Source organism: Streptomyces sp. 3N207 (assembly GCF_052246355.1).
Classification (GTDB): Bacteria; Actinomycetota; Actinomycetes; order Streptomycetales; family Streptomycetaceae; genus Streptomyces.
In genome coordinates this window covers 154,379-175,288 of the sequence record NZ_JBQQBV010000010.1, presented here as the reverse complement: position 1 = coordinate 175,288, position 20,910 = coordinate 154,379, and the positions used below count along the sequence as shown (strand labels likewise).

Genomic DNA, 20,910 nt, shown 5'->3' with positions numbered 1-20,910 from the left:
CTCAAGAGTACGGTGTGAATCAGAGTGGGCCCCAGCCCCCAGGGGAAAGCAGCCCGAAGTACCGGGACGCACCGTGGAGGAGTGCCTACTCCCTGCGCCGGAGAGGGCGGGCGGCTGATCGTCCTCCAGGATGAGCGCATCCGCGCCCGAACGGTGCGGTAATGGAAGACAGCCCCGTACTCTGGGGTCTGTAGATTGCCGAGGGCTTGAGTCCGTTACGAAGGGGGCGCGCGAGGCCCATGAGCGGTGTCATGAAGCGTATGGGGATGATCTTCCGCGCGAAGGCCAACAAGGCCCTGGACCGGGCTGAGGACCCGCGCGAGACGCTCGACTACTCCTACCAGAAACAGTTGGAACTGCTGCAGAAGGTGCGCAGGGGTGTGGCTGACGTCGCGACCTCCCGCAAGCGCCTGGAGCTGCAGATGACCCAGCTGCAGGGGCAGTCCACAAAGCTGGAGGAACAGGGCAAGAAGGCGCTCGCGCTCGGCCGCGAGGACCTGGCCCGCGAGGCGCTCTCCCGCAGGGCGGCGCTCCAGCAGCAGGTCACCGACCTGGAGGGGCAGCACCAGACCCTGCAGGGCGAGGAGGAGAAGCTGACCCTCGCCGCGCAGCGCCTCCAGGCCAAGGTGGACGCGTTCCGCACCAAGAAGGAGACCATCAAGGCCACCTACACGGCAGCCCAGGCACAGACCCGGATCGGCGAGGCGTTCTCCGGCATCTCCGAGGAGATGGGCGACGTCGGCATGGCCATCCAGCGGGCCGAGGACAAGACGGCCCAGCTCCAGGCCCGCTCCGGCGCCATCGACGAGCTGCTGGCCTCCGGTGCGCTGGACGACCCCACCGGTATGGCCAAGGACGACATCACCGCCGAGCTCGACCGCCTCTCCGGCGGCAGCGACGTGGAGCTGGAGCTCCAGCGGATGAAGGCGGAGCTGGCCGGCGGCAGCAGCGGCGGCCCGCAGGCCATCGAGGGGGGCCAGGCCCAGCAGGGCCAGACCAACGGCGAGCAGCAGGACGCGCCCAAGTTCAACAAGGAGTGAACCCGGGCCTCGGCGGCACCCCCGGAGCCGGAGGAGGAGAACGTCATGATCGTACGGATCATGGGCGAAGGCCAGGTCAGGCTGGACGACAGCCACTTCGTCGAACTGAACAAGCTCGACGACGAGCTGCTCGCGGAGATGGAGAGCGGTGACGAGGCCGGCTTCCGCCGCACCCTCCACGCGCTGCTCGAAGCCGTCCGCAGACTGGGCAGCCCGCTTCCCGACGACGCACTCGAACCCTCCGAGCTGATCCTGCCGGCCCCCGACGCCGGCCTGGACGAGGTGCGGCAGATGCTCGGCGACGGCGGACTCATCCCCGGCTAGCCCCGGCGCCGGCACCCCGCACAGGCGGGCCCCGTTCCCGACCCCCCACACGCGCCCCCCCGCACAGCCCATACGCACCACCGCACAACGCGACCTGCAAGAGCAGATCCGACAGCACACACTTCAGGAGAGCCGGGCCTACGGTGCCTGCCGTGACACTCCGCGACATCCGCGAGCGACTTCGTGCGCACCCCTACGCGGTCGACGCCCTCATCGCCCTGGGCACGTTCGGCTGCATCCTCCTCGGCGCCGCCACCGAGCCGCACGGCCCGAACGGCCAGCCCCGGTTCGCGGAGCGGGAGATCAGCGGGCAGACCGTGCTGCTGGCAGTCCTCACCTGCGGAGTACTGGCGCTGCGCCGCCGGGCCCCGATGCCTGTGCTGCTGCTGACCGGCCTGATCTCCGTCGTCGCGCTCGTCACCGGTCAGGGATCCGACGCCGGCTCGGCACCCGAGGCGCCGCTCGTCATGGCCGCGGTCATCGCGCTCTACACCGTCACCAACACCACCGACCGCCGCACGAGCTGGCGGGTCGGCGCCGTCACCGTCGGAGTGCTCACCGCCACGAGCATGCTCTTCGGGGCTCGCCCGTGGTACGCGCAGGAGAACCTCGGCATCCTCGCCTGGACCGCGCTGGCCGCCGCCGTCGGTGAGGCGGTCCGCAACCGGCGTGCCTTCGTGAACGCCATCCGGGAGCGCGCCGAGCGGGCCGAACGCACCCGCGAGGAGGAGGCCAGGCGCCGCGTCGCGGAGGAGCGGATGCGGATCGCCCGGGAACTGCACGACGTGGTCGCCCACCACATTGCGCTGGTCAACGTACAGGCCGGGGTGGCGTCGCACGTCATGGACCAGCGCCCCGACCAGGCCAAACAGGCACTCGCACACGTCCGGGACGCCAGCAGGCACGCCCTCGCCGAGCTGCAGACCACCGTCGGGCTGCTGCGGCAGTCCGGGGAGAGCACCGCACCCACCGAACCCGCACCGGGGCTGGAGGTGCTGGACGAGCTGGTGGACGGCTTCCGGCACGCCGGGATGTCCGTCGTCGTGGACACCTCGCCGCCCGGCGCGGCGGCGCCGCTCTCCTCGGCGGTTGACCTGACCGCCTACCGCGTCGTCCAGGAAGCCCTCACCAACGTGCAGAAGCACGCGGGCAGCGGCGCCCATGCCGAGGTGCGGATACGGCGGGACGCGGAGGCGCTGGAGATCGTGGTCATCGACGACGGCGCGGGCACCACCCACACCATCCCCGAGGACGCCACCCCCGCCGGCGACCCCGCCGATCCCGACGCCGCCCACCCCGCGGAGAGCGCGGGCGGCGGGCACGGCCTGGTCGGGATGCGGGAGCGGGCCGCCGCGCTGCACGGCGCGTGCGAGACCGGACCGCTGCCCGGCGGCGGCTTCCGGGTCCGCGTACGGTTGCCGCTGCAGACGACGGCTCCCCGGAAGGAGACCCCCGCATGATCCGAGTCGTACTCGCCGACGACCAGGCGCTGTTGCGCAGCGCGTTCCGGGTGCTGGTGGACTCCGAGGCGGACATGGAGGTCGTGGGCGAGGCGGCCGACGGGGAGCAGGCTGTGGCGCTGGTCCGCGAAAAGGGCGCGGACGTGGTGCTGATGGACATCCGGATGCCCGGCACCGACGGTCTGGCCGCCACCCGCGCCATCAGCGCCGACCCGGCGCTGGCCGACGTCAAGGTCGTCATCCTCACCACCTTCGAGGTGGACGAGTACGTGGTCAGCTCGCTGCGCGCCGGGGCCTCCGGGTTCCTCGGCAAGGGCGCCGAGCCGGGCGAACTGCTCGCCGCGATCCGCACGGCGGCCAAGGGCGAGGCCCTGCTCTCCCCGGCGGCGACGAAGGGACTGATAGCCAAGTTCCTTGCCCAGGGCGGCAGTTCGGACCCGGACGACCCTGCCGCCGAGGGGCGCGGCGCGGCCCGGCTGGACGTGCTCACCGCACGCGAACGCGAGGTGCTGGCCCAGGTGGCCGCCGGGCTGTCCAACGACGAGATCGGCGCACGGCTCGACGTCAGCCCGCTCACGATCAAGACACACGTCAACCGCACCATGGCCAAGCTCGGCGCCCGGGACCGGGCGCAGTTGGTGGTGGCCGCGTACGAGAGCGGACTGGTGCGGCCCTCCCTCTCGGAGTGACGTACTGCGGCCGGAGGACGCGCCCGGCGGCAGAAGGGGACCTGCGGCGGAGTACTCCATGCCGTCCGTGGGTGAGGGAGTAGGCAGCACCCGCTGTCTGCCCGCCGCCTTGGGTGCTGTCATCCACTGCCCGGGGCCCCAACAACGGGAGGGGGGCCCAGTGTTGGGCCCCCCGGCAACGCTGGGGCCCTCAGGGGAGGTGGGCCTGGACCTCGGCGGCGGCATCGTGTCCGTACGCCTTGGTGAAGCGCTCCATGAAGTGCACCCGCTTCAACTCGTACTCCTGCGTACCGACCGTCTCGACGACGAGAGTCGCCAGCATGCACCCCACCTGCGCGGCGCGCTCCAGACCGACTCCCCAGGCCAGCCCGGAGAGGAAACCGGCACGGAACGCGTCGCCGACCCCGGTGGGGTCGGCCTTCTGCTTCTCCTCGGCGACGCCGACGACGATCGGCTCCTCGCCCGCCCGGTCGATGCGGGCCCCCTTCTTGCCGAGCGTGGTGACGCGCGTGCCGACGCGCTGGAGGACCTCCTCGTCGCTCCAGCCGGTCTTGGTCTCGATCAGTTCCTTCTCGTACTCGTTCGAGAAGAGGTAGGTCGCGCCGTCGGTGAGGTTGCGGATGCCCTCGCCGTCCATCCGCGCGATCTGCTGCGAGTAGTCGGCGGCGAAGGGGATGCTGCGGGTACGGCACTCCTCGGTATGGCGCATCATCCCCTCGGGGTCGTCGGCACCGATCAGCACGAGGTCGAGCCGGCCGACGCGGTCGGCGACGTACTTGATCTCGATGTTCCGGGCCTCGCTCATGGCGCCGGTGTAGAACGAGCCGATCTGGTTGTTGTCCGCGTCGGTGGTGCAGACGAATCGTGCGGTGTGCGCGACCTCGGAGATGTGCACGGACTCGGTGTCCACACCGTGCCGTTCGAGCCAGGCGCGGTATTCCTCGAAGTCTTCTCCTGCCGCGCCGACGAGGACCGGCCGCACGCCGAGTTGGCCCATGCCGAAAGCGATGTTGGCGCCGACGCCGCCTCGGCGGATGTCGAGGCGGTCGACGAGGAAGGAGAGCGAGACCGTGTGCAACTGGTCGGCGACCAGTTGGTCGGAGAAGCGCCCCGGGAAGGTCATCAGGTGGTCGTTTGCGATGGAGCCGCAGACTGCGATACGCACGACGAATTCTGCTCCTGAGAGACATCGGGTACCCCCGTACGTCCAGCGCACGAGGGGAAGGCGCTCGCCACGCTACCCGCTGGGTCCCCTGAGCCGAACAGGACACAACTACCTCATAGTAGGGTCTTCCGGGCAGCTCATCCGATGCGTAGCGTGATCCTCATGTGGAAAACAGCGCCTTTCCCGGTCGAGCACGCCGAGCACGAGTCGATGGAGCAACTGCTCGGCGACTGCGCGCGGATGGTCCCGCACTGGACGGTCCGGCCCGCGGTGCCCGAGGAACGGCGCCCCGTCCGTCCGGCCTCGCTGCACGGCGTGCGGGTCCCGATACGCTCCGCACGCCTCCTGGACGGGATGTCCGAGTACGGCGACTGAACGGCCGACTCTGTCACGGAGCGCGCCGTGCGGGAACCGTCCGCTTTCGGTCCCCGTCCCACTCACGTCCCCCGCATGAGGGGGCATGAGTGTTCCCCGCATGTGGGAGGGCTCATGGACGCGGAGCCAAAGGAGTTTTCGGTGAGTACAGACCAGTCCCCCGAGACCGAGGGCCGGCCGGCACCCCGGAGCAGGCGGCGGCAGCTTACCGTCGGCGCCGTGGCCGCCGCGGTCCTGGTGGCCGGAGGGGGCGGTGCGTACTGGGCATCCACCGCCTTTTCCGACGGCACGAACGGCGCGGGCAGCACGGATGCCGCCCGCAGCCCCGACGGCGGCCCCCCGCGGCTGGCCCTGGACGGCACCACCACCTCGGCCCGGGACAGCGGCGAGGGCGTCGCGCCCGGCGAGCCGATGGGCCCGCGCGGCTATCGCGCCGAGGGCGAACTGCCGGACGGCCCCAAGGCCGCAGCCGTCTACAAGCCGGGCCACGATGTGAGCCGCGCGCAGGTGGCGAAGCTCGCCGAGGCGCTGCACGTCAAGGGCGCCGTCAAGGACCAGGACGGCCGCTGGCAGGCGGGCGGCGGCCAGGGCAAGGGACCCCGGCTGACCGCCGAGCGCGGGGGCGCCGGCGGCGCGTGGACGTACCAGAACGGCCAGACCGTCCCGCTGGACGCCGACCCCGACCCCGCACCTGGCGGCAAGCCCCTCTCCGAGAAGAAGGCGGAGGACGCCGTACGCCCCGCGCTGCGCGCGCTCGGGCTGGAGGACGCCACGTTGGACGCCGGGTCGCCGGTCGGCGGCACTCGTACGGTCACTGCCTCGCCCAGGGTGGACCATCTGCCGACACACGGCTGGGACAGCACCTTCGTGGTGGACGACAAGGGCACCATCACCCGGGCGCAGGGCAGTTGGAACAAGACCGACAAGGGCGAGGTCTACCCGGTGCAGAGTGCCACCGCGACGCTCGACGAGATGAACAAGGCGAGCCAGTCGCGCGGCGGTCATGGGGACGAGGGGGAGCAGGGCGACGAGCCGACGAAGATCGGGGGTGCCGCCTTCGGGCTCTCGCTGGAGCGCTCGCACGGCAAGCCGCTGCTCGTCCCGGCGTGGATCTACGAGGTGAAGCGGCCCGGCGGCGGGGACCTCAAGGTCACCCACCCGGCCGTGAAGCAGCAGTACCTCAAGCCCTCGAAGACCTCCGGCCACCCCTCGGAACCGGGCAGCGGTGACGTCGGCTCGGGCGGCAAGCAGCCCACGCAGGCGATCGAGTCGTACAAGACGGAGGGCCGCACCCTGAAGCTGACCTTCTGGGGCGGGGTGTGCGACACCTACAAGGCCACCGCCGACGAGTCCGGCTCCACGGTGAAGGTCAAGATCGAGGCCAAGAAGAAGGATGGCAAGAAGGTCTGCGTCAAGATCGCCAAGCGGCAGACCGCCGAGGTGGAGCTCGACAAGAAGCTGGGCGACCGCAAGGTGGTCGACGCGCGGGACGGCGAGAAGCTGCCCCGCAAGTGATCCGGGCAGCCGGCGCGTAGCGGCCGGCGCCGCCCCTGGGAACGACAAGGGCGGCGGACTCCTGGTGGGGGGAGTCCGCCGCCCTTGTCACGGCCTCGTACGGTCGGCAGCGGCCGACCGCGGGGGCCTTAGTTGAACGAGTCGCCGCAGGCGCAGGAGCCGGTGGCGTTCGGGTTGTCGATCGTGAAGCCCTGCTTCTCGATGGTGTCGACGAAGTCGATGGAGGCGCCGCCGAGGTAGGGCGCGCTCATCCGGTCGGTGACGACCTTGACGCCGTCGAAATCCTTGACCACGTCGCCGTCGAGCGCGCGCTCGTCGAAGAAGAGCTGGTACCGCAGGCCGGAGCAGCCACCCGGCTGGACGGCGACGCGCAACGCCAGGTCGTCGCGGCCCTCCTGCTCCAGCAGGCTCTTGACCTTCGCGGCGGCGGCGTCGGACAGGATGATGCCCTCGCTTACAGCGGTCTCGTCCGAAACGGACATCTGCTTCTCTCCCGGGTTGTACGGACTGCTCTCTTACCGTCGGCTCAACCGTCGGCATCCCGGATTCATTCCAGGAGCGTCACTTCATGCTCGCACACCGCCGGAGCGGCTGGGAATGCGTCACATCGACGCGATGGCCATCGTCAAACTGACATGAAGCGGTTATGATAGATAACGTCACTTAGACGAGAATCCGACGCGAAGTCGAACTGAGCTACAGAAAGGGCTGGTCCTGTGAGTGCCGCCCAGCCGCTGGACGTACAGCCGACCCCGCTCGCGCTGCTGCTGCTCGGCCGTGAGGCCGACCCCAGGAGCGAGCGCGGAGTCGAGTGCCCCGGCGACCTCCCCGCCCCCTCCGACCCGGACCTGGTGGCCCGTGCCCGCGCCGCGAAGGAGAAGCTCGGCGACCGCGTCTTCGTGCTCGGCCACCACTACCAGCGCGACGAGGTCATCGAGTTCGCCGATGTGACCGGTGACTCCTTCAAGCTGGCCCGGGACGCCGCGGCCCGCCCGGAGGCCGAGTACATCGTCTTCTGCGGCGTGCACTTCATGGCCGAGTCCGCCGACATCCTCACCTCCGAAGCGCAGCAGGTCGTCCTCCCCGATCTGGCGGCCGGCTGCTCGATGGCGGACATGGCCAGCGCCGAACAGGTCGCCGAGTGCTGGGACGTTCTCACCGAGGCCGGGGTCGCCGAAGTGACCGTCCCCGTCTCGTACATGAACTCCTCCGCCGACATCAAGGCGTTCACCGGCCGGCACGGCGGCACCATTTGCACCTCCTCCAACGCCAAGCGGGCCCTGGAGTGGGCGTTCGCCGAGGGGGAGAAGGTGCTCTTCCTGCCCGACCAGCACCTCGGCCGGAACACCGCCGTCCGCGACATGGGCATGTCGCTGGACGACTGCGTCGTCTACAACCCGCACAAGCCGAACGGCGGACTGACCGCGCAGCAGCTCCGCGACGCCAAGATGATCCTGTGGCGCGGCCACTGCTCCGTGCACGGCCGCTTCTCCCTGGAGTCGGTCCGCGAGGTACGCGAGCGCATCCCGGGCGTCAATGTGCTGGTGCACCCCGAGTGCAAGAACGAGGTCGTCGCCGCGGCCGACCAGGTCGGCTCCACGGAGTACATCATCAAGGCGCTGGAAGCGGCTCCCCCCGGCTCCAAGTGGGCCATCGGCACCGAGCTCAACCTCGTACGGCGGCTGGCCAACCGGTTCGCCGCCGAGGACAAGGAGATCGTCTTCCTCGACCGCACCGTCTGCTTCTGCTCGACGATGAACCGCATCGACCTGCCCCACCTTGTGTGGGCGCTGGAATCGCTGGCCGACGGCACCGTCGTCAACCGCATCCAGGTCGACGCGGAAACGGAGAAGTACGCCAAGCTGGCTTTGGAACGGATGCTGGCCCTGCCGTAGCCCCGAAGGGGCGCGGGGAACTGCGCGCTCGGCCACAGTGCACCCGCAGTCTGCGACGTCGGGCAGGGGCACCCCCTCAGCAACACCATTGAGGCGGCCCGTCGCGCAGCGTAGCGTGCGCGGATGTTGCTGCGACCTGTCAGGGACACCGAGGACGACGCGGAGACCATACGGAAGCTGGCCGAGGCGGCGTTCGGGACCCCGCACGCCCTCAAAGGGGATGCCCCGCCGCAGGCGACCCGCAGCCGCGAAAAGGTAAGGCACATCGTCCGGCACGACCCCGCGGGCAGCTGGCTCGCCGAGGACGAGAGCGGCCAGGCCGTCGGCGCGGCGCAGTCCCATATCCGGGAGGGCACCTGGGGCCTGGCCCTCCTCGTGGTGCTGCCCGGCCTCCAGGGCAAGGGTGTCGGGCGTGCGCTGCTCCAGCGCACGCTGGAGTACGGGCGCGGCTGTCTGCGCGGCATCATCTGCTGCTCCCGGCACCCGGCCGCCGCCCGGATCTACCGGCAGGCCGGGTTCGAACTGCACCCCACCATCCGGATGCGCGGCGTCGTCGACCGGGCAGGGCTGGGCACCGTCGAGGGCGCGGCGGTCGCGGGCGGCCCGCGCGACCGCGACCTGCTCGACTCCGTCGACCGGCGGTTGCGCGGCGGCGCACACGGACCCGACCACGAGTTCCTGATGCGGCACAACCGGCTGGTCGTCGCCGACGACCTGGCCGGCAGCGGCTACTGCTACATCAGCGAGGAGGGCAAGGTCGAGCTGCTGGGCGCCACCTCCCGGCGGCTCGCCACCCGGGTACTGAGCGCGGCACTGCTCGGCGTGCCGGAGGGCGTCGTCGTGGAGGTGGAGGACGTCACCGCGGACCAGCAGTGGGCCGTCGACGTCGGGCTCCGCGCGGGGCTGGAACTCCGCGCCGAGGGATTCGTCTGCCTCCGCGGGCTGCGGCCTCCGTCGCCGTACATCCCGTCCGGCGCCTTCCTCTGAGGGCGGCCGGGGCGGCTCAACCGGCGTCTTGTTCCGCCCGCCGCACCCGGTACTCCACGCCCTCCACGCCTTCGAAGGCGTGCCCCGTCATCTCGCACCAGGCGGGGATGTCGAGCCGCGCCGCCTCGTCGTCGGCGAGGACGCGGACCACGCCCCCGGCGGGCACGTCCTCGATGACCTTGGCCAGCTCGATCACCGGCAGCGGGCACAGCTTGCCCAGCGCATCGACGGTGACCTCGGATGCGGCACCGGACGGCGAAGGTCCGGCGGCGGTGCCGGCCGCGGCGCCCAGGTGTGCCCGTACGCCCTCGACGGCGCCGGGCAGCACCTCCAGGAACCGGTCCACATCGCTCTCCGCCGTCCCCGGGGGCAGCGACACCCTTACGTTGCCCTCCGACAGCACCCCCATGGCCCGCAGCACATGGCTCGGAGTCAGCGTGCTGGAGGTGCAGGACGAGCCGCTGGAGACCGAATAGCCCGCCGCGTCCAGCGCGTGCAGCAGGGCCTCGCCGTCCACGTACAGACAGGAGAAGGTCACCAGATGCGGCAGCCGCCGTACCGGATCGCCGACGATCTCGGTGTCCGGCACCAGCTCGGGCACCCGGGCCCGGATCCGGTCGACGAGCGCCCGCAGCCGGGCGGCCTCGGCGTCGGCCTCGGCCCGCACGGCCCGCAGCGCCGCCGCCGCGGCGACGATGGCGGGGATGTTCTCGAAGCCGGGCGCGGTCCCGGACTCCCGTTCGTCCACCGGCCCCTGCGGAGCGAAGCGCACCCCTTTCCGTACGGCGAGCAGCCCGACGCCCGCAGGACCGCCCCACTTGTGGGCGCTGCCGGTCAGCAGCGACCAGGCCCCCTCCACCGGCCCCCAGGGCAGCGACTGTGCCGCGTCCACCAGCAGCGGGACGCCCGCCTCGGCGCAGGCCGCGGCCACCTCCGCCACCGGCTGGACGGTGCCGACCTCGTGGTTGGCGGACTGGAGACAGGCCAGCGCGCAGTCCTCGCCGAGCGCCCGGGCCCACTCCTGTGCGTCCACCCGCCCCGTACGGTCGACGCCGACGCGGCGCACGGAACCCCCGGCCCGCTCGTGTACCTCGGCGGTGTGCAGCACCGCGGAGTGCTCCACCGCCGAGACGACCAGCCGCCGCCCGGCCCGGCGCCGTCCGGCCAGCGCCCCGGTGATCCCGGTGTGCAGCGCCTGCGTACCCGAAGAAGTGAAACGGAGCTCGTCGGGACGGCACCCGACGGACTCGGCCGCGGTCTCGCGCGCGGCGTCCAGCAGCATCCGCGCCCGTCTGCCCTCGCGGTGCGGACGGCCCGGGTCGGCCCACCCCTCGTCCACCGACGCCAGCAGCGCCTGTCGTGCGACGGGATGGAGCGGGAGCGAGGAAGCGGCATCAAAATAGGACACACTTGTACGCTACCGCCGCATCCGCACCGCGCGAATCCGGCGCCGCAATCAGCCGGGAACCGGCCTGCAGAGCGTCAGTTCAGCGGTGCCCGGGCGGCATTCCACCCCATCAGGGTGGCGCGAGGGTGGCGCGCGGCGCGTTACGCCCCCTCCCCGCGCGACCCCAAATGGCGTCGGCTAGGGTTTGGTCCGCATAAACATCCAAACCCCTGCCCGCGCCTGGGCCGGCGCCCGACCACGTAAGAGGGCCGCGCCCGACCGACGCGGGCGAGACTCTCGGGAAGGCGCTACGTGAGTCCCAACGGCTCCGACCTCCCCCACGGGCGCCCTTCGGGCGCCGTGGGCGGTACCCCCACGTCGCGGCGCCCGATGCGGCGGAAGCTGCAGCAGGCGCTGGCCGCGGGCCTGGTCCTGGCGACCGCGACCGGTTGCACATCAAAGGACTTCCCCCGCCTCGGTATGCCCACCCCGGTAACGGACGAGGCGCCGCGGATCCTCTCCCTGTGGCAGGGCTCCTGGGCGGCCGCGCTCGCCGTGGGCGTGCTGGTGTGGGGTCTGATCCTGTGGAGCGTCATCTTCCACCGGCGCTCCCGGTCCAAGGTCGAGATCCCGCCGCAGACCCGGTACAACATGCCGATCGAGGCTCTGTACACCGTGGTCCCGATCATCATCATCGCGGTGCTGTTCTACTTCACGGCCCGGGACGAGACCAAGCTTCTGGCGACCTCCAAGAAGCCCACCCACGTGATCAACGTCGTTGGTTACCAGTGGAGCTGGGGCTTCAACTACGTCGAGGACGTGGACGGCGACCCCAAGACGGACGTCAACACGGACAAGGCGCTGGACAAGGAGCTGAGCGCCATCCCGGACCGGATGACCAAGGGCTTCCCCAAGGGGGCCGAGGGCGTCTACACGGCCGGTACTCCGGCGGACAAGAACCCGCAGAACGGCAACCCGGGTCCGACCCTGTGGCTGCCCAAGGGGGAGAAGGTCCAGTTCATCCTGACCTCCCGCGACGTCATCCACTCTTTCTGGATCTTGCCGTTCCTGATGAAGCAGGACGTCATCCCGGGCCATGTCAACCGCTTCGAGGTGACCCCCAACAGGGAGGGCACCTTTAGGGGCAAGTGTGCCGAGCTGTGCGGCGTCGACCACTCCCGGATGCTCTTCAACGTGAAGGTCGTCTCCCCGGAGCGTTACCAAAAGCACCTGGAGGATCTGGCGAAGAAGGGCCAGACCGGCTACATCCCGGCGGGTACCGCCACCACGGGCGGCGCCAAGAATGCGGAGACGAATAACCCGTGAGCATCCTCAACGAACCCCAGGGTGCCGCCGCCGCGACGGCTGAGGCGACAACCCCCAGGCGCCCCAAGCGGCCAGGACAGATCGTTGTCGACTGGCTGACAACGACGGACCACAAGAAGATCGGCAGCCTGTACCTGATCACGTCGTTCGTCTTCTTCTGCATCGGCGGCGTCATGGCGCTCTTCATGCGCGCCGAACTGGCCCGTCCCGGCATGCAGATCATGTCGAACGAGCAGTTCAACCAGGCGTTCACCATGCATGGCACGGTCATGCTGCTGATGTTCGCCACCCCGCTGTTCGCCGGCTTCGCGAACTGGATCATGCCGCTGCAGATCGGCTCGCCCGATGTGGCCTTCCCGCGGCTGAACATGTTCGCCTACTGGCTCTACCTCTTCGGTTCGCTGATCGCGGTGGGCGGCTTCCTCACCCCGCAGGGCGCGGCCGACTTCGGGTGGTTCGCCTACTCGCCGCTCTCGGACGCGGTCCGTTCGCCGAGCGTCGGCGCCGACATGTGGATCATGGGCCTCGCCCTCTCCGGCTTCGGCACCATCCTCGGCTCGGTCAACTTCATCACCACGATCATCTGCATGCGCGCACCCGGCATGACGATGTTCCGTATGCCGATCTTCACCTGGAACGTGCTGCTCACCGGTGTGCTGGTGCTGCTGGCCTTCCCGGTGCTGGCCGCCGCGCTGTTCGCCCTGGAGGCGGACCGCAAGTTCGGGGCGCACATCTTCGACTCGGCCAACGGCGGAGCGCTGTTGTGGCAGCACCTCTTCTGGTTCTTCGGCCATCCAGAGGTGTACATCATCGCGCTGCCGTTCTTCGGCATCGTCTCCGAGGTCATCCCGGTCTTCAGCCGTAAGCCGATGTTCGGCTACATCGGTCTGATCGGCGCCACCATCGCCATCGCCGGCCTCTCGGTGACCGTCTGGGCGCACCACATGTACGTGACGGGCGGCGTGTTGTTGCCGTTCTTCTCGTTCATGACCTTCCTGATCGCAGTGCCGACAGGTGTGAAGTTCTTCAACTGGATCGGCACGATGTGGAAGGGCTCGTTGTCGTTCGAGACACCGATGCTGTGGACCATCGGCTTCCTGATCACCTTCACCTTCGGTGGTCTGACCGGTGTCATCCTGGCCTCGCCGCCGATGGACTTCCACGTCTCCGACTCGTACTTCGTCGTCGCGCACTTCCACTACGTCGTCTTCGGCACCGTGGTCTTCGCGATGTTCGCCGGCTTCCACTTCTGGTGGCCGAAGTTCACCGGCAAGATGCTGGACGAGCGGCTCGGGAAGATCACCTTCTGGACGCTGTTCATCGGCTTCCACGGCACCTTCCTGGTGCAGCACTGGCTGGGCGCCGAGGGAATGCCGCGCCGGTACGCCGACTACCTGGCGGCCGACGGCTTCACCGCGCTGAACACCATCTCCACCATCAGCTCGTTCCTGCTGGGCATGTCGCTGCTGCCGTTCTTCTACAACGTCTGGAAGACGCACAAGTACGGTCAGAAGGTCGAGGTGGACGACCCGTGGGGCTACGGCCGTTCGCTCGAATGGGCGACGAGCTGCCCGCCTCCGCGGCACAACTTCCTCACCCTGCCCCGTATCCGCTCCGAATCCCCGGCCTTCGACCTGCACCACCCGGAGATCTCCGCGCTTGACGAGCTGGAGAACGTGGACAGGGAACAGAAGGCGCTCGCCGGCAGCAAGGAGGCCGGGAAGTGAAGATCCAGGGCAAGATGTTCCTGTGGCTGTCGGTCTTCCTGCTGGCAGTCGCCATCACCTACGGGCTCTGGTCGAAGGAGCCGGTCGGTACCACCGGCCTCTTCCTGGCCTTCGGTCTGTCCATCATGATCGGCTACTACCTGGCGTTCACCGCGCGCCGGGTCGACACCGGAGCCCAGGACAACAAAGAGGCCGATGTCGCGGACGACGCCGGCGAGCTGGGCTTCTTCAGCCCGTGGAGCTGGCAGCCGCTGGTGCTGGGCCTCGGTGGCGCCTTCGCCTTCCTGGGCGTGGCCCTCGGCTGGTGGCTGGTGTACGTCTCGGCCCCGGTGCTGCTGATCGGCCTGTTCGGCTGGGTGTTCGAGTACTACCACGGTCAGAACCGCACCCAGTAGCCGGACGCGGCGCCGCGCAACCGACGGCACCACACAACCGGCAGCACCACACAACCGAGAAAGCAAGGATCGGCCCCCCGACACTCCGGGGGGCCGACCCGTTTGTACGCACTCAGCGGGCCCGAAATGACGATTCTTCATATTTTGGGCCCATGAGCCACAGCCCACGCACTGCGATAGCACAGGGGGTCCTCACCCCCCGAACCCTGTCCCGTAAGTACAAGCGCCGGGTGGTGAAGAGCTGCGCCCTGCTGCTGGCACCCCTCTCCGTGGGGCTCGCCGCCTGCAGCGGCAGCAGCGGCGGCAACTCGCTCGCCGCCACCCCCTACGACGCCACGGACGCCGTGGCCGTCAACGCCGACGCCGACAGCAAGGACGTCGACCCGAACCAGCCGCTCGAAGTCACCGCCCAGCACGGCGACTCCCTCACCGACATCTTCGCCACCGACGCCTCGGGCCATGTGGTGCCGGGCGAACTGTCCGCCGACGGCAAGCGCTGGCACAGCACCGGGCCGCTGGCCGCCGGCGCGCGCTACACCCTCCAGGTGAGCACGGAGAACGACGAGGGTGCCCCAGGGCGGCGCACACTGCGTTTCGAGACCAAGCCCGCCTCCAGGCATCTGGACGTCAAGCTGGGCCCGGACAGCGGCACCTATGGCGTCGGACAGCCCCTCACGGCGGAGCTGAGCCACCCCGTCAAGGGCCGCAAACAGCGCGAGCTCGTCGAGCGGGCGCTGAAGGTGGAGTCCAAGCCCTATGTGGACGGCTCCTGGCACTGGGTGGACAGCAAGGAGCTGCACTACCGGCCCAGCTCCTACTGGCCCGCGCACGCCTCCGTCACCCTCCGCTCGTCACTCAAAGGGCTGAAGGTGCGCGACGGCCTCTACGGCGGCAAGGCCGAATCCGTTCGGATGAAGACCGGCGACCGAATAGAAGCGATCACCGACGCCTCCTCGCACGTGATGACCGTCAGGAAGAACGGCAGAACCATCCGCTCCATACCCGTCACCACGGGCAAGGCGGGTTACGAGACCCGCAACGGCATCAAGGTGATCCTCACCAAGGAGCCCTTCGTACGGATGACGAGCGCCAGCATCGGTGCCGGCGACTTCTACGACCTGGGGGTCCACTGGGCCACCCGCCTCACCAACAGCGGTGAGTATGTGCACGGCGCCCCCTGGTCGGTCGGTTCCCAGGGCGTGTCGAACACCAGCCACGGCTGCACCGGCATGAGCAGCGCCAACGCCAAGTGGTTCTTCGACAACGTCCGCCAGGGCGACATCGTCCAGCACGTCAATTCGGCGGGCGAGAAGATGGTCCCCTTCGGCAACGGCTTCGGGGACTGGAACCTGGGCTGGAAGAAATGGCGCGCCGGCAGCGCCGTCAACCACGGCATACCCGCTGGAAGCAGCCCCGCGGACGCCGCGCGGCTGCGTCCCCAGGTATGACCTGTCCCGGTGTGACCGGAAATCTGGGAAAGACCGGAAATCTGTGAACAGAAAGGCGCGCCCGTCTGTCCCCCGCGCGCGGGGGACAGACGGGCGCGGCGTTTCTCCTGGCGGGCCTCCCGGCCCGGTGCTCAGCTGGGCCCCGGCCGGAGGCTGGGGAGGGCGGGAGCGTCAGGCGGGCTTCAGGCCGGGGCGAGGGTGCCGTCGCCGGTACGGTCCCGCAGCAGCCCGGCCAGCGCGTCGGCCAGCGCCACCGGGTCGATCGGGTGCGAGACGGTGGCCTCGGCCCGGCTCCAGGTGGCCAGCCAGGCGTCCTGCGGCCTGCCGATCAGCAGCAGCACCGGCGGGCAGTCGAAGATCTCGTCCTTGATCTGCCGGCATACGCCCATGCCGCCGGCCGGGGCGGTCTCCCCGTCCAGCACGCACGCGTCCACGTGCAGTTCCTCCAGCGTGGCGAGCACCGCGGGGAGGGTGGCGCACTCCACGTAGCGGACCTCGGGCACATCGGTGGCGGGCCTGCGGCCTGCTGCGAGCCGCACCTGCTCGCGGGTGGTGGCGTTGTCGCTGTAGACCAGCACCGTGGCGGTCGGCTGCATCGTTCCTCCGCGTCCGTATCGGGCGAACCGTGACGCACCGGGCGGCAAGAAGCCGCTTTTCGCGGTGGCGCCGCTCGGATGCTACTCCCTCCGACGCACCGTCAACACCGGTCAGCACACCCTGATACTTGGCCGTAAGAGGACCGGGCGAGGGCCGTCTTCCCAGGGCACAGCGCAGGAGCCGGGTACGGACACACCGAACGGGACCCCCCGAAGTGAGGCCGGGATAAGCGACCGACATAATGTCGGTCGTGGCGACAGCAACAGCAGTAGAAACCGGGCACGCGCACCCGTCGGTCAACCGGCCGAACCTCACCAGTGTCGGAACCATCATTTGGCTGAGTTCCGAGCTGATGTTCTTCGCGGCCCTCTTCGCGATGTACTTCACCCTTCGGTCGGTGACCGGAGCCGAGTACTGGAAGGAGCATGCCGCTGAGCTGAACCTTCCCTTCTCGGCGACGAACACCACGATCCTGGTGCTCTCCTCGCTCACCTGTCAGCTCGGCGTCTTCGCTGCCGAGCGCGGTGACGTGAAGAAGCTCCGCGCGTGGTTCATCGTCACCTTCGTCATGGGTGCGATCTTTATCGGCGGCCAGGTCTTCGAGTACACGGAGCTGGTCAAGGAGGGCACCTCACTCTCCTCGAGTCCGTACGGATCGGTGTTCTACCTGACCACCGGTTTCCACGGGATGCACGTGACAGGCGGTCTCATCGCCTTCCTGTTCGTCCTGGGGCGCACCTACGCGGCCAGGCGGTTCACTCACCACCAGGCCACCGCCGCCATCGTCGTGTCCTACTACTGGCACTTCGTCGATGTCGTCTGGATCGGCCTCTTCGCCACGATCTACCTGATCCGGTAACCGCGCGGGCGCGGCACCGCCGCGCGCCGTACCGCACAGGCGGACTACGGAACAGACGGACAGACACAGCATCGACGAGAAGATCCTGACACCGGGGTAATCCGTGAAAAAGCTCTCCGCACGACGGCGCCATCCGCTGGCGGCGCTTGTCGTTCTACTCTTCGCGCTGGCGGCCACCGGGGGGCTGTACACCGCGTTCGCTCCCGCGGGCGAGGCCAAGGCCGAGCAGGAGTCGAGTAAGTCCCTCGCCATCGAGGAGGGCAAGAAGCTCTACGCCACCGGGTGCTCCAGCTGCCACGGGACCGGCGGCCAGGGGACCAGCGACGGTCCCAGCCTGGTCGGTGTCGGGGCCGCGGCAGTGGACTTCCAGGTCGGCACCGGCCGGATGCCTGCCCAGCAGCCCGGCGCCCAGGTGCCCAAGAAGAAGAGGATCTACGACCAGGACGAGATCAACCAGCTCGCCGCCTACGTCGCCTCCCTGGGTTCGGGCCCGACCAAGCCCACCAAGGACATGTACGACCCGAGCGGTGCCGACGTCGCCAGGGGCGGGGAACTCTTCCGCACCAACTGCTCGCAGTGCCACAACTTCACCGGCGAGGGCGGTGCCCTCACGCACGGCAAGTTCGCGCCCGACCTCGAAGATGTCGACCCCAAGCACCTCTACGAGGCCATGCAGACCGGCCCCCAGAACATGCCGTCCTTCACCGACGGTGCGCTTCCCGAGAAGGACAAGCGGGACATCGTCGCGTACGTGAAGGAGGTCAACAGCGACAAGTCGGAGAGCCCCGGCGGGTTCAAGCTCGGTGGCTTCGGCCCCGTCGCGGAGGGCATGTTCGCCTGGATCTTCGGTCTCGGCGCGCTGATCGCCGTCGCTGTCTGGGTCGCCGCTCGGACCGCAAAGGCCAAGAAGTCATGAGTAGCCAGACTGGACCAGACGAGAACGTGTCAGACGAGAACCTGCCTGCAGAGCAGGAATCCCACGGTGCGGAGTTGGCGAAGACCGACCCCTTCGCGGACCCCGGCCTGCCGCCGCACGAGCACCGCATCCAGGACATCGACGAGCGGGCGGCCAAGCGCTCCGAGCGCACCGTCGCCTTCCTCTTCACGCTGTCCATGCTGGCCACGGTGGGCTTCATCGCCTCCTTCGTGGCCTTCCCGATCGACCAGATCGTCTACGCCTGGCCGATCGGAAACGTCAGCGCGCTGAACCTGGCACTCGGCCTCACCCTCGGTGTCGCCCTCTTCTGTATCGGCGCCGGTGCGGTCCACTGGGCCCGCACGCTGATGTCCGACGAGGAGATGGTCGACGAGCGGCACGCCATCGCCGCCTCCCCGGAGGTGCGCGAGAAGGTCTTCTCCGACTTCAAGCAGGGTGCCAAGGAGTCGGCCTTCGGCCGCCGGAAGCTGATCCGCAACACGATGTTCGGTGCCGTGGCCCTGGTGCCGCTCTCCGGCGTCGTCCTGCTGCGCGATCTGGGTCCGCTGCCCGAGGACAAGCTGCGGCACACTGCCTGGAAGAAGGGCAAGCTGCTCGTCAACGAGAACACCGACGAGCCGCTGCGCCCCGAGGACATCGCCGTCGGTTCGCTCACCTTCGCCAAGCCCGAGGGCCTCGAGCACGGCGACGAGGAGTTCGCGAAGGAGATCGCCAAGGCGGCCCTGATGATCGTGCGGCTGGAGCCGAACGACATCAAGGACAAGCGCGAGCTGGACTGGTCGCACGAGGGGATCGTCGCCTTCTCGAAGATCTGCACGCACGTCGGCTGCCCCGTCAGCCTCTACGAGCAGCAGACCCACCATGTCCTGTGCCCGTGCCACCAGTCGACGTTCGACCTGTCCGACGGTGCGCGCGTGCTCTTCGGACCCGCCGGCCACCCGCTGCCGCAGCTCAACATCAGCGTCAACAAGGACGGCTACCTCGAAGCGCAGGGCGACTTCGCGGAGCCCGTCGGTCCGGCCTTCTGGGAGCGCGGATGAGTACTGGAACCGAGCCCGGGGGCAGCGCGGCTGCCGAGGGCAAGAAAAAGGCACCCGCGGGCGAGCGGGTCGCCGACTGGGCCGACGGACGGCTGGGCATCTACAGCCTCGCCAAGGCCAACATGCGCAAGATCTTCCCGGACCACTGGTCCTTCATGCTGGGTGAGGTCGCGCTCTACAGCTTCATCATCATCATCCTGACCGGCGTCTATCTGACGCTGTTCTTCCACCCGTCGATGAACGAGGTGGAATACCACGGCGCCTACACCCCGATGCACGGGGTGCGGATGTCGGAGGCGTACGCCTCGACGCTGGACATCAGCTTCGACGTACGCGGTGGTCTGCTGGTGCGGCAGATCCACCACTGGGCGGCGCTGATCTTCCTCGCGGCGATGTTCGTGCACATGATGCGCGTCTTCTTCACGGGGGCCTTCCGCAAGCCGCGCGAGGTCAACTGGGTCTTCGGGTTCCTGCTCTTCGTCCTGGGCATGTTCACCGGCTTCACCGGCTACTCGCTCCCGGACGACCTGCTCTCCGGCACCGGTGTCCGGTTCATGGAGGGCGCGGTCCTGTCCGTGCCGATCGTGGGCACGTATCTGTCGATGTTCCTGTTCGGCGGCGAGTTCCCCGGGCACGACTTCGTGGCCAGGTTCTACTCGGTCCACATCCTGCTGCTGCCGGGCATCATGCTCGGGCTGCTGGTGGCGCATCTGATCCTGGTCTTCTACCACAAGCACACCCAGTTCGCGGGCCCCGGCCGGAAGAACACCAATGTGGTCGGCATGCCGCTGCTGCCGGTGTACATGGCCAAGGCCGGAGGCTTCTTCTTCCTGGTCTTCGGTGTGATCGCGGCCATCTCGGCGCTGTTCACCATCAACCCGATCTGGGTGCTGGGGCCCTACCGGCCCGACCAGGTGTCCACCAACGCGCAGCCCGACTGGTACATGGGCTTCTCCGAGGGCCTGATCCGGTTCATGCCGGGATGGGAAGTCAATCTGTGGGGTCACACGCTGGTGCTCGGCGTGTTCATCCCGCTGATCATCTTCCCGTTGGTGCTGGTCGCGATTGCCGTCTACCCGTTCATCGAGGCATGGGTGACGGGGGACAAGCGTGAGCACCACATCGCCGACCGGCCGCGCAACGCACCTACGCGTACGGCCTTCGGCGCCGCGTGGATCGCCTGGTACTTCGTGCTCCTCGTCGGCGGCGGCAACGACCTGTGGGCGACGCACTTCCATCTGTCGATCAACGCGATCACCTGGTTCGTACGGATTGCGTTCTTCGTCCTGCCCGTCCTGGTCTTCTGGATCACCCGGCGCTTCTGCCTCAGTCTCCAGCGCAAGGACCGGGAGAAGGTGCTGCACGGCCGCGAGACCGGCACCATCAAGCGGCTGCCGCACGGTGAGTTCGTCGAGATCCACGAGCCGCTCTCCCAGGAGCAGCTGCACTCGCTCACCGCGCACGACCAGTACGAGCCGGTGGAGATCGGCCCGCTGAAGGACGAGAACGGCGTCGAGCGGAAGGTCTCCCGCGGGCAGAAGCTGCGGTCCAAGCTCTCGAAGGGCTACTACGGGGAGTCGGGGCAGATCCCGAAGCCGACCCGGGAGGAGTACCGCGAGATCGAGAGCGGTCACGGGCACCACTGACCGGTTCGCGCAGCTGAGTCAGCTGAATCCGCCACATCGGGAGGGGTTCACGGGTACGTCCCGTGAGCCCCTCCCGCCTTTGCTGAGCAGCCCGTCGG

The 20,910-nt window shown here is 69.1% G+C and carries 20 protein-coding genes; 16 read left to right on the top strand and 4 right to left on the bottom strand.

What is annotated here, in order from left to right; translation table 11 throughout:
* The first annotated feature begins 251 nt into the window (after window positions 1-251).
* From ACTWP9_RS17760 to ACTWP9_RS17745, 4 genes are all read left to right on the top strand, one after another.
* On the top strand, window positions 252-1,040 hold the full coding sequence (locus ACTWP9_RS17760) for a PspA/IM30 family protein (protein ID WP_443247151.1): 789 nt from the start codon (window positions 252-254) through the stop codon (window positions 1,038-1,040).
* Between the two features lie 45 nt (window positions 1,041-1,085).
* A complete protein-coding gene (pspAA, locus tag ACTWP9_RS17755; RefSeq protein WP_443247150.1) occupies window positions 1,086-1,364 on the top strand; it encodes a PspA-associated protein PspAA in 279 nt (92 codons plus the stop codon).
* A gap of 143 nt (window positions 1,365-1,507) precedes the next feature.
* A complete protein-coding gene (locus tag ACTWP9_RS17750; RefSeq protein WP_443247149.1) occupies window positions 1,508-2,824 on the top strand; it encodes a sensor histidine kinase in 1,317 nt (438 codons plus the stop codon).
* Window positions 2,821-3,513, top strand: a complete 693-nt coding sequence (locus ACTWP9_RS17745; protein WP_443247148.1) for a response regulator — start codon at window positions 2,821-2,823, stop codon at window positions 3,511-3,513. The genes ACTWP9_RS17750 and ACTWP9_RS17745 overlap by 4 nt, the downstream gene beginning before the upstream one ends.
* Window positions 3,514-3,703: 190 nt before the next feature.
* Here the strand turns inward: ACTWP9_RS17745 and ACTWP9_RS17740 are convergent, their stop codons facing one another.
* The gene (locus tag ACTWP9_RS17740) at window positions 3,704-4,678 is read right to left on the bottom strand and encodes a carbohydrate kinase family protein (protein WP_443247147.1); all 975 of its coding nucleotides are present in this window, start codon (window positions 4,676-4,678) and stop codon (window positions 3,704-3,706) included.
* 162 nt (window positions 4,679-4,840) lie between these two features.
* Between ACTWP9_RS17740 and ACTWP9_RS17735 the strand changes: the two genes are divergently transcribed.
* The gene (locus ACTWP9_RS17735) at window positions 4,841-5,053 is read left to right on the top strand and encodes a hypothetical protein (protein ID WP_443247146.1); all 213 of its coding nucleotides are present in this window, start codon (window positions 4,841-4,843) and stop codon (window positions 5,051-5,053) included.
* Between the two features lie 141 nt (window positions 5,054-5,194).
* A complete protein-coding gene (locus ACTWP9_RS17730) occupies window positions 5,195-6,568 on the top strand; it encodes a hypothetical protein (RefSeq protein ID WP_443247145.1) in 1,374 nt (457 codons plus the stop codon).
* A 128-nt stretch (window positions 6,569-6,696) separates the two neighbouring features.
* Here ACTWP9_RS17730 and ACTWP9_RS17725 read toward each other — a convergent pair whose 3' ends face one another.
* Window positions 6,697-7,050, bottom strand: a complete 354-nt coding sequence (locus ACTWP9_RS17725) for a HesB/IscA family protein (RefSeq protein ID WP_443247144.1) — start codon at window positions 7,048-7,050, stop codon at window positions 6,697-6,699.
* 234 nt (window positions 7,051-7,284) lie between these two features.
* Between ACTWP9_RS17725 and nadA the strand changes: the two genes are divergently transcribed.
* Both nadA and ACTWP9_RS17715 read left to right on the top strand, forming a co-directional pair.
* On the top strand, window positions 7,285-8,463 hold the full coding sequence (gene nadA / locus ACTWP9_RS17720; protein WP_443247143.1) for a quinolinate synthase NadA: 1,179 nt from the start codon (window positions 7,285-7,287) through the stop codon (window positions 8,461-8,463).
* A gap of 123 nt (window positions 8,464-8,586) precedes the next feature.
* Window positions 8,587-9,450: a GNAT family N-acetyltransferase gene (locus tag ACTWP9_RS17715; protein ID WP_443247142.1), complete on the top strand. Its 864-nt coding sequence runs from the start codon at window positions 8,587-8,589 to the stop codon at window positions 9,448-9,450.
* 16 nt (window positions 9,451-9,466) lie between these two features.
* On the opposite strand, the gene ACTWP9_RS17710 is transcribed toward ACTWP9_RS17715, so the two are convergent.
* The gene (locus tag ACTWP9_RS17710; protein ID WP_443247141.1) at window positions 9,467-10,858 is read right to left on the bottom strand and encodes a cysteine desulfurase/sulfurtransferase TusA family protein; all 1,392 of its coding nucleotides are present in this window, start codon (window positions 10,856-10,858) and stop codon (window positions 9,467-9,469) included.
* A gap of 291 nt (window positions 10,859-11,149) precedes the next feature.
* On the opposite strand from ACTWP9_RS17710, the gene ctaC reads away from it, so the two are divergent.
* From ctaC to ACTWP9_RS17690, 4 genes are all read left to right on the top strand, one after another.
* Window positions 11,150-12,163, top strand: coding sequence for an aa3-type cytochrome oxidase subunit II (gene ctaC, locus ACTWP9_RS17705; protein ID WP_443247140.1), 1,014 nt, complete (start codon window positions 11,150-11,152; stop codon window positions 12,161-12,163).
* Window positions 12,160-13,890: an aa3-type cytochrome oxidase subunit I gene (ctaD, locus tag ACTWP9_RS17700; RefSeq protein WP_443247139.1), complete on the top strand. Its 1,731-nt coding sequence runs from the start codon at window positions 12,160-12,162 to the stop codon at window positions 13,888-13,890. Before ctaC ends, ctaD begins: the two co-directional genes overlap by 4 nt.
* Entirely contained in the window at window positions 13,887-14,285 is a 399-nt protein-coding gene (locus tag ACTWP9_RS17695) for a cytochrome c oxidase subunit 4 (protein WP_209264814.1), read from the top strand. The genes ctaD and ACTWP9_RS17695 overlap by 4 nt, the downstream gene beginning before the upstream one ends.
* Before the next feature lie 152 nt (window positions 14,286-14,437).
* Window positions 14,438-15,733 carry an Ig-like domain-containing protein gene (locus ACTWP9_RS17690; protein ID WP_443247138.1) on the top strand — a complete coding sequence of 432 codons (1,296 nt, stop codon included), beginning with the start codon at window positions 14,438-14,440 and terminating at the stop codon, window positions 15,731-15,733.
* Window positions 15,734-15,915: 182 nt separating this feature from the next.
* Here ACTWP9_RS17690 and ACTWP9_RS17685 read toward each other — a convergent pair whose 3' ends face one another.
* Window positions 15,916-16,329 carry a hypothetical protein gene (locus ACTWP9_RS17685; RefSeq protein ID WP_443247137.1) on the bottom strand — a complete coding sequence of 138 codons (414 nt, stop codon included), beginning with the start codon at window positions 16,327-16,329 and terminating at the stop codon, window positions 15,916-15,918.
* A 242-nt stretch (window positions 16,330-16,571) separates the two neighbouring features.
* On the opposite strand from ACTWP9_RS17685, the gene ctaE reads away from it, so the two are divergent.
* The 4 genes from ctaE to qcrB all read left to right on the top strand — a co-directional run bounded on the left by ctaE (window position 16,572) and on the right by qcrB (window position 20,812).
* Complete coding sequence (gene ctaE / locus ACTWP9_RS17680; protein WP_433105811.1) at window positions 16,572-17,189, top strand: aa3-type cytochrome oxidase subunit III; 618 nt, start codon at window positions 16,572-16,574, stop codon at window positions 17,187-17,189.
* Window positions 17,190-17,292: 103 nt separating this feature from the next.
* Entirely contained in the window at window positions 17,293-18,105 is an 813-nt protein-coding gene (gene qcrC, locus ACTWP9_RS17675; protein WP_443247136.1) for a cytochrome bc1 complex diheme cytochrome c subunit, read from the top strand.
* Window positions 18,102-19,166, top strand: coding sequence for a cytochrome bc1 complex Rieske iron-sulfur subunit (gene qcrA / locus ACTWP9_RS17670; RefSeq protein WP_443247135.1), 1,065 nt, complete (start codon window positions 18,102-18,104; stop codon window positions 19,164-19,166). The genes qcrC and qcrA overlap by 4 nt, the downstream gene beginning before the upstream one ends.
* Complete coding sequence (gene qcrB / locus ACTWP9_RS17665; RefSeq protein WP_443247134.1) at window positions 19,163-20,812, top strand: cytochrome bc1 complex cytochrome b subunit; 1,650 nt, start codon at window positions 19,163-19,165, stop codon at window positions 20,810-20,812. Before qcrA ends, qcrB begins: the two co-directional genes overlap by 4 nt.
* The last annotated feature ends 98 nt before the right edge of the window (window positions 20,813-20,910 follow it).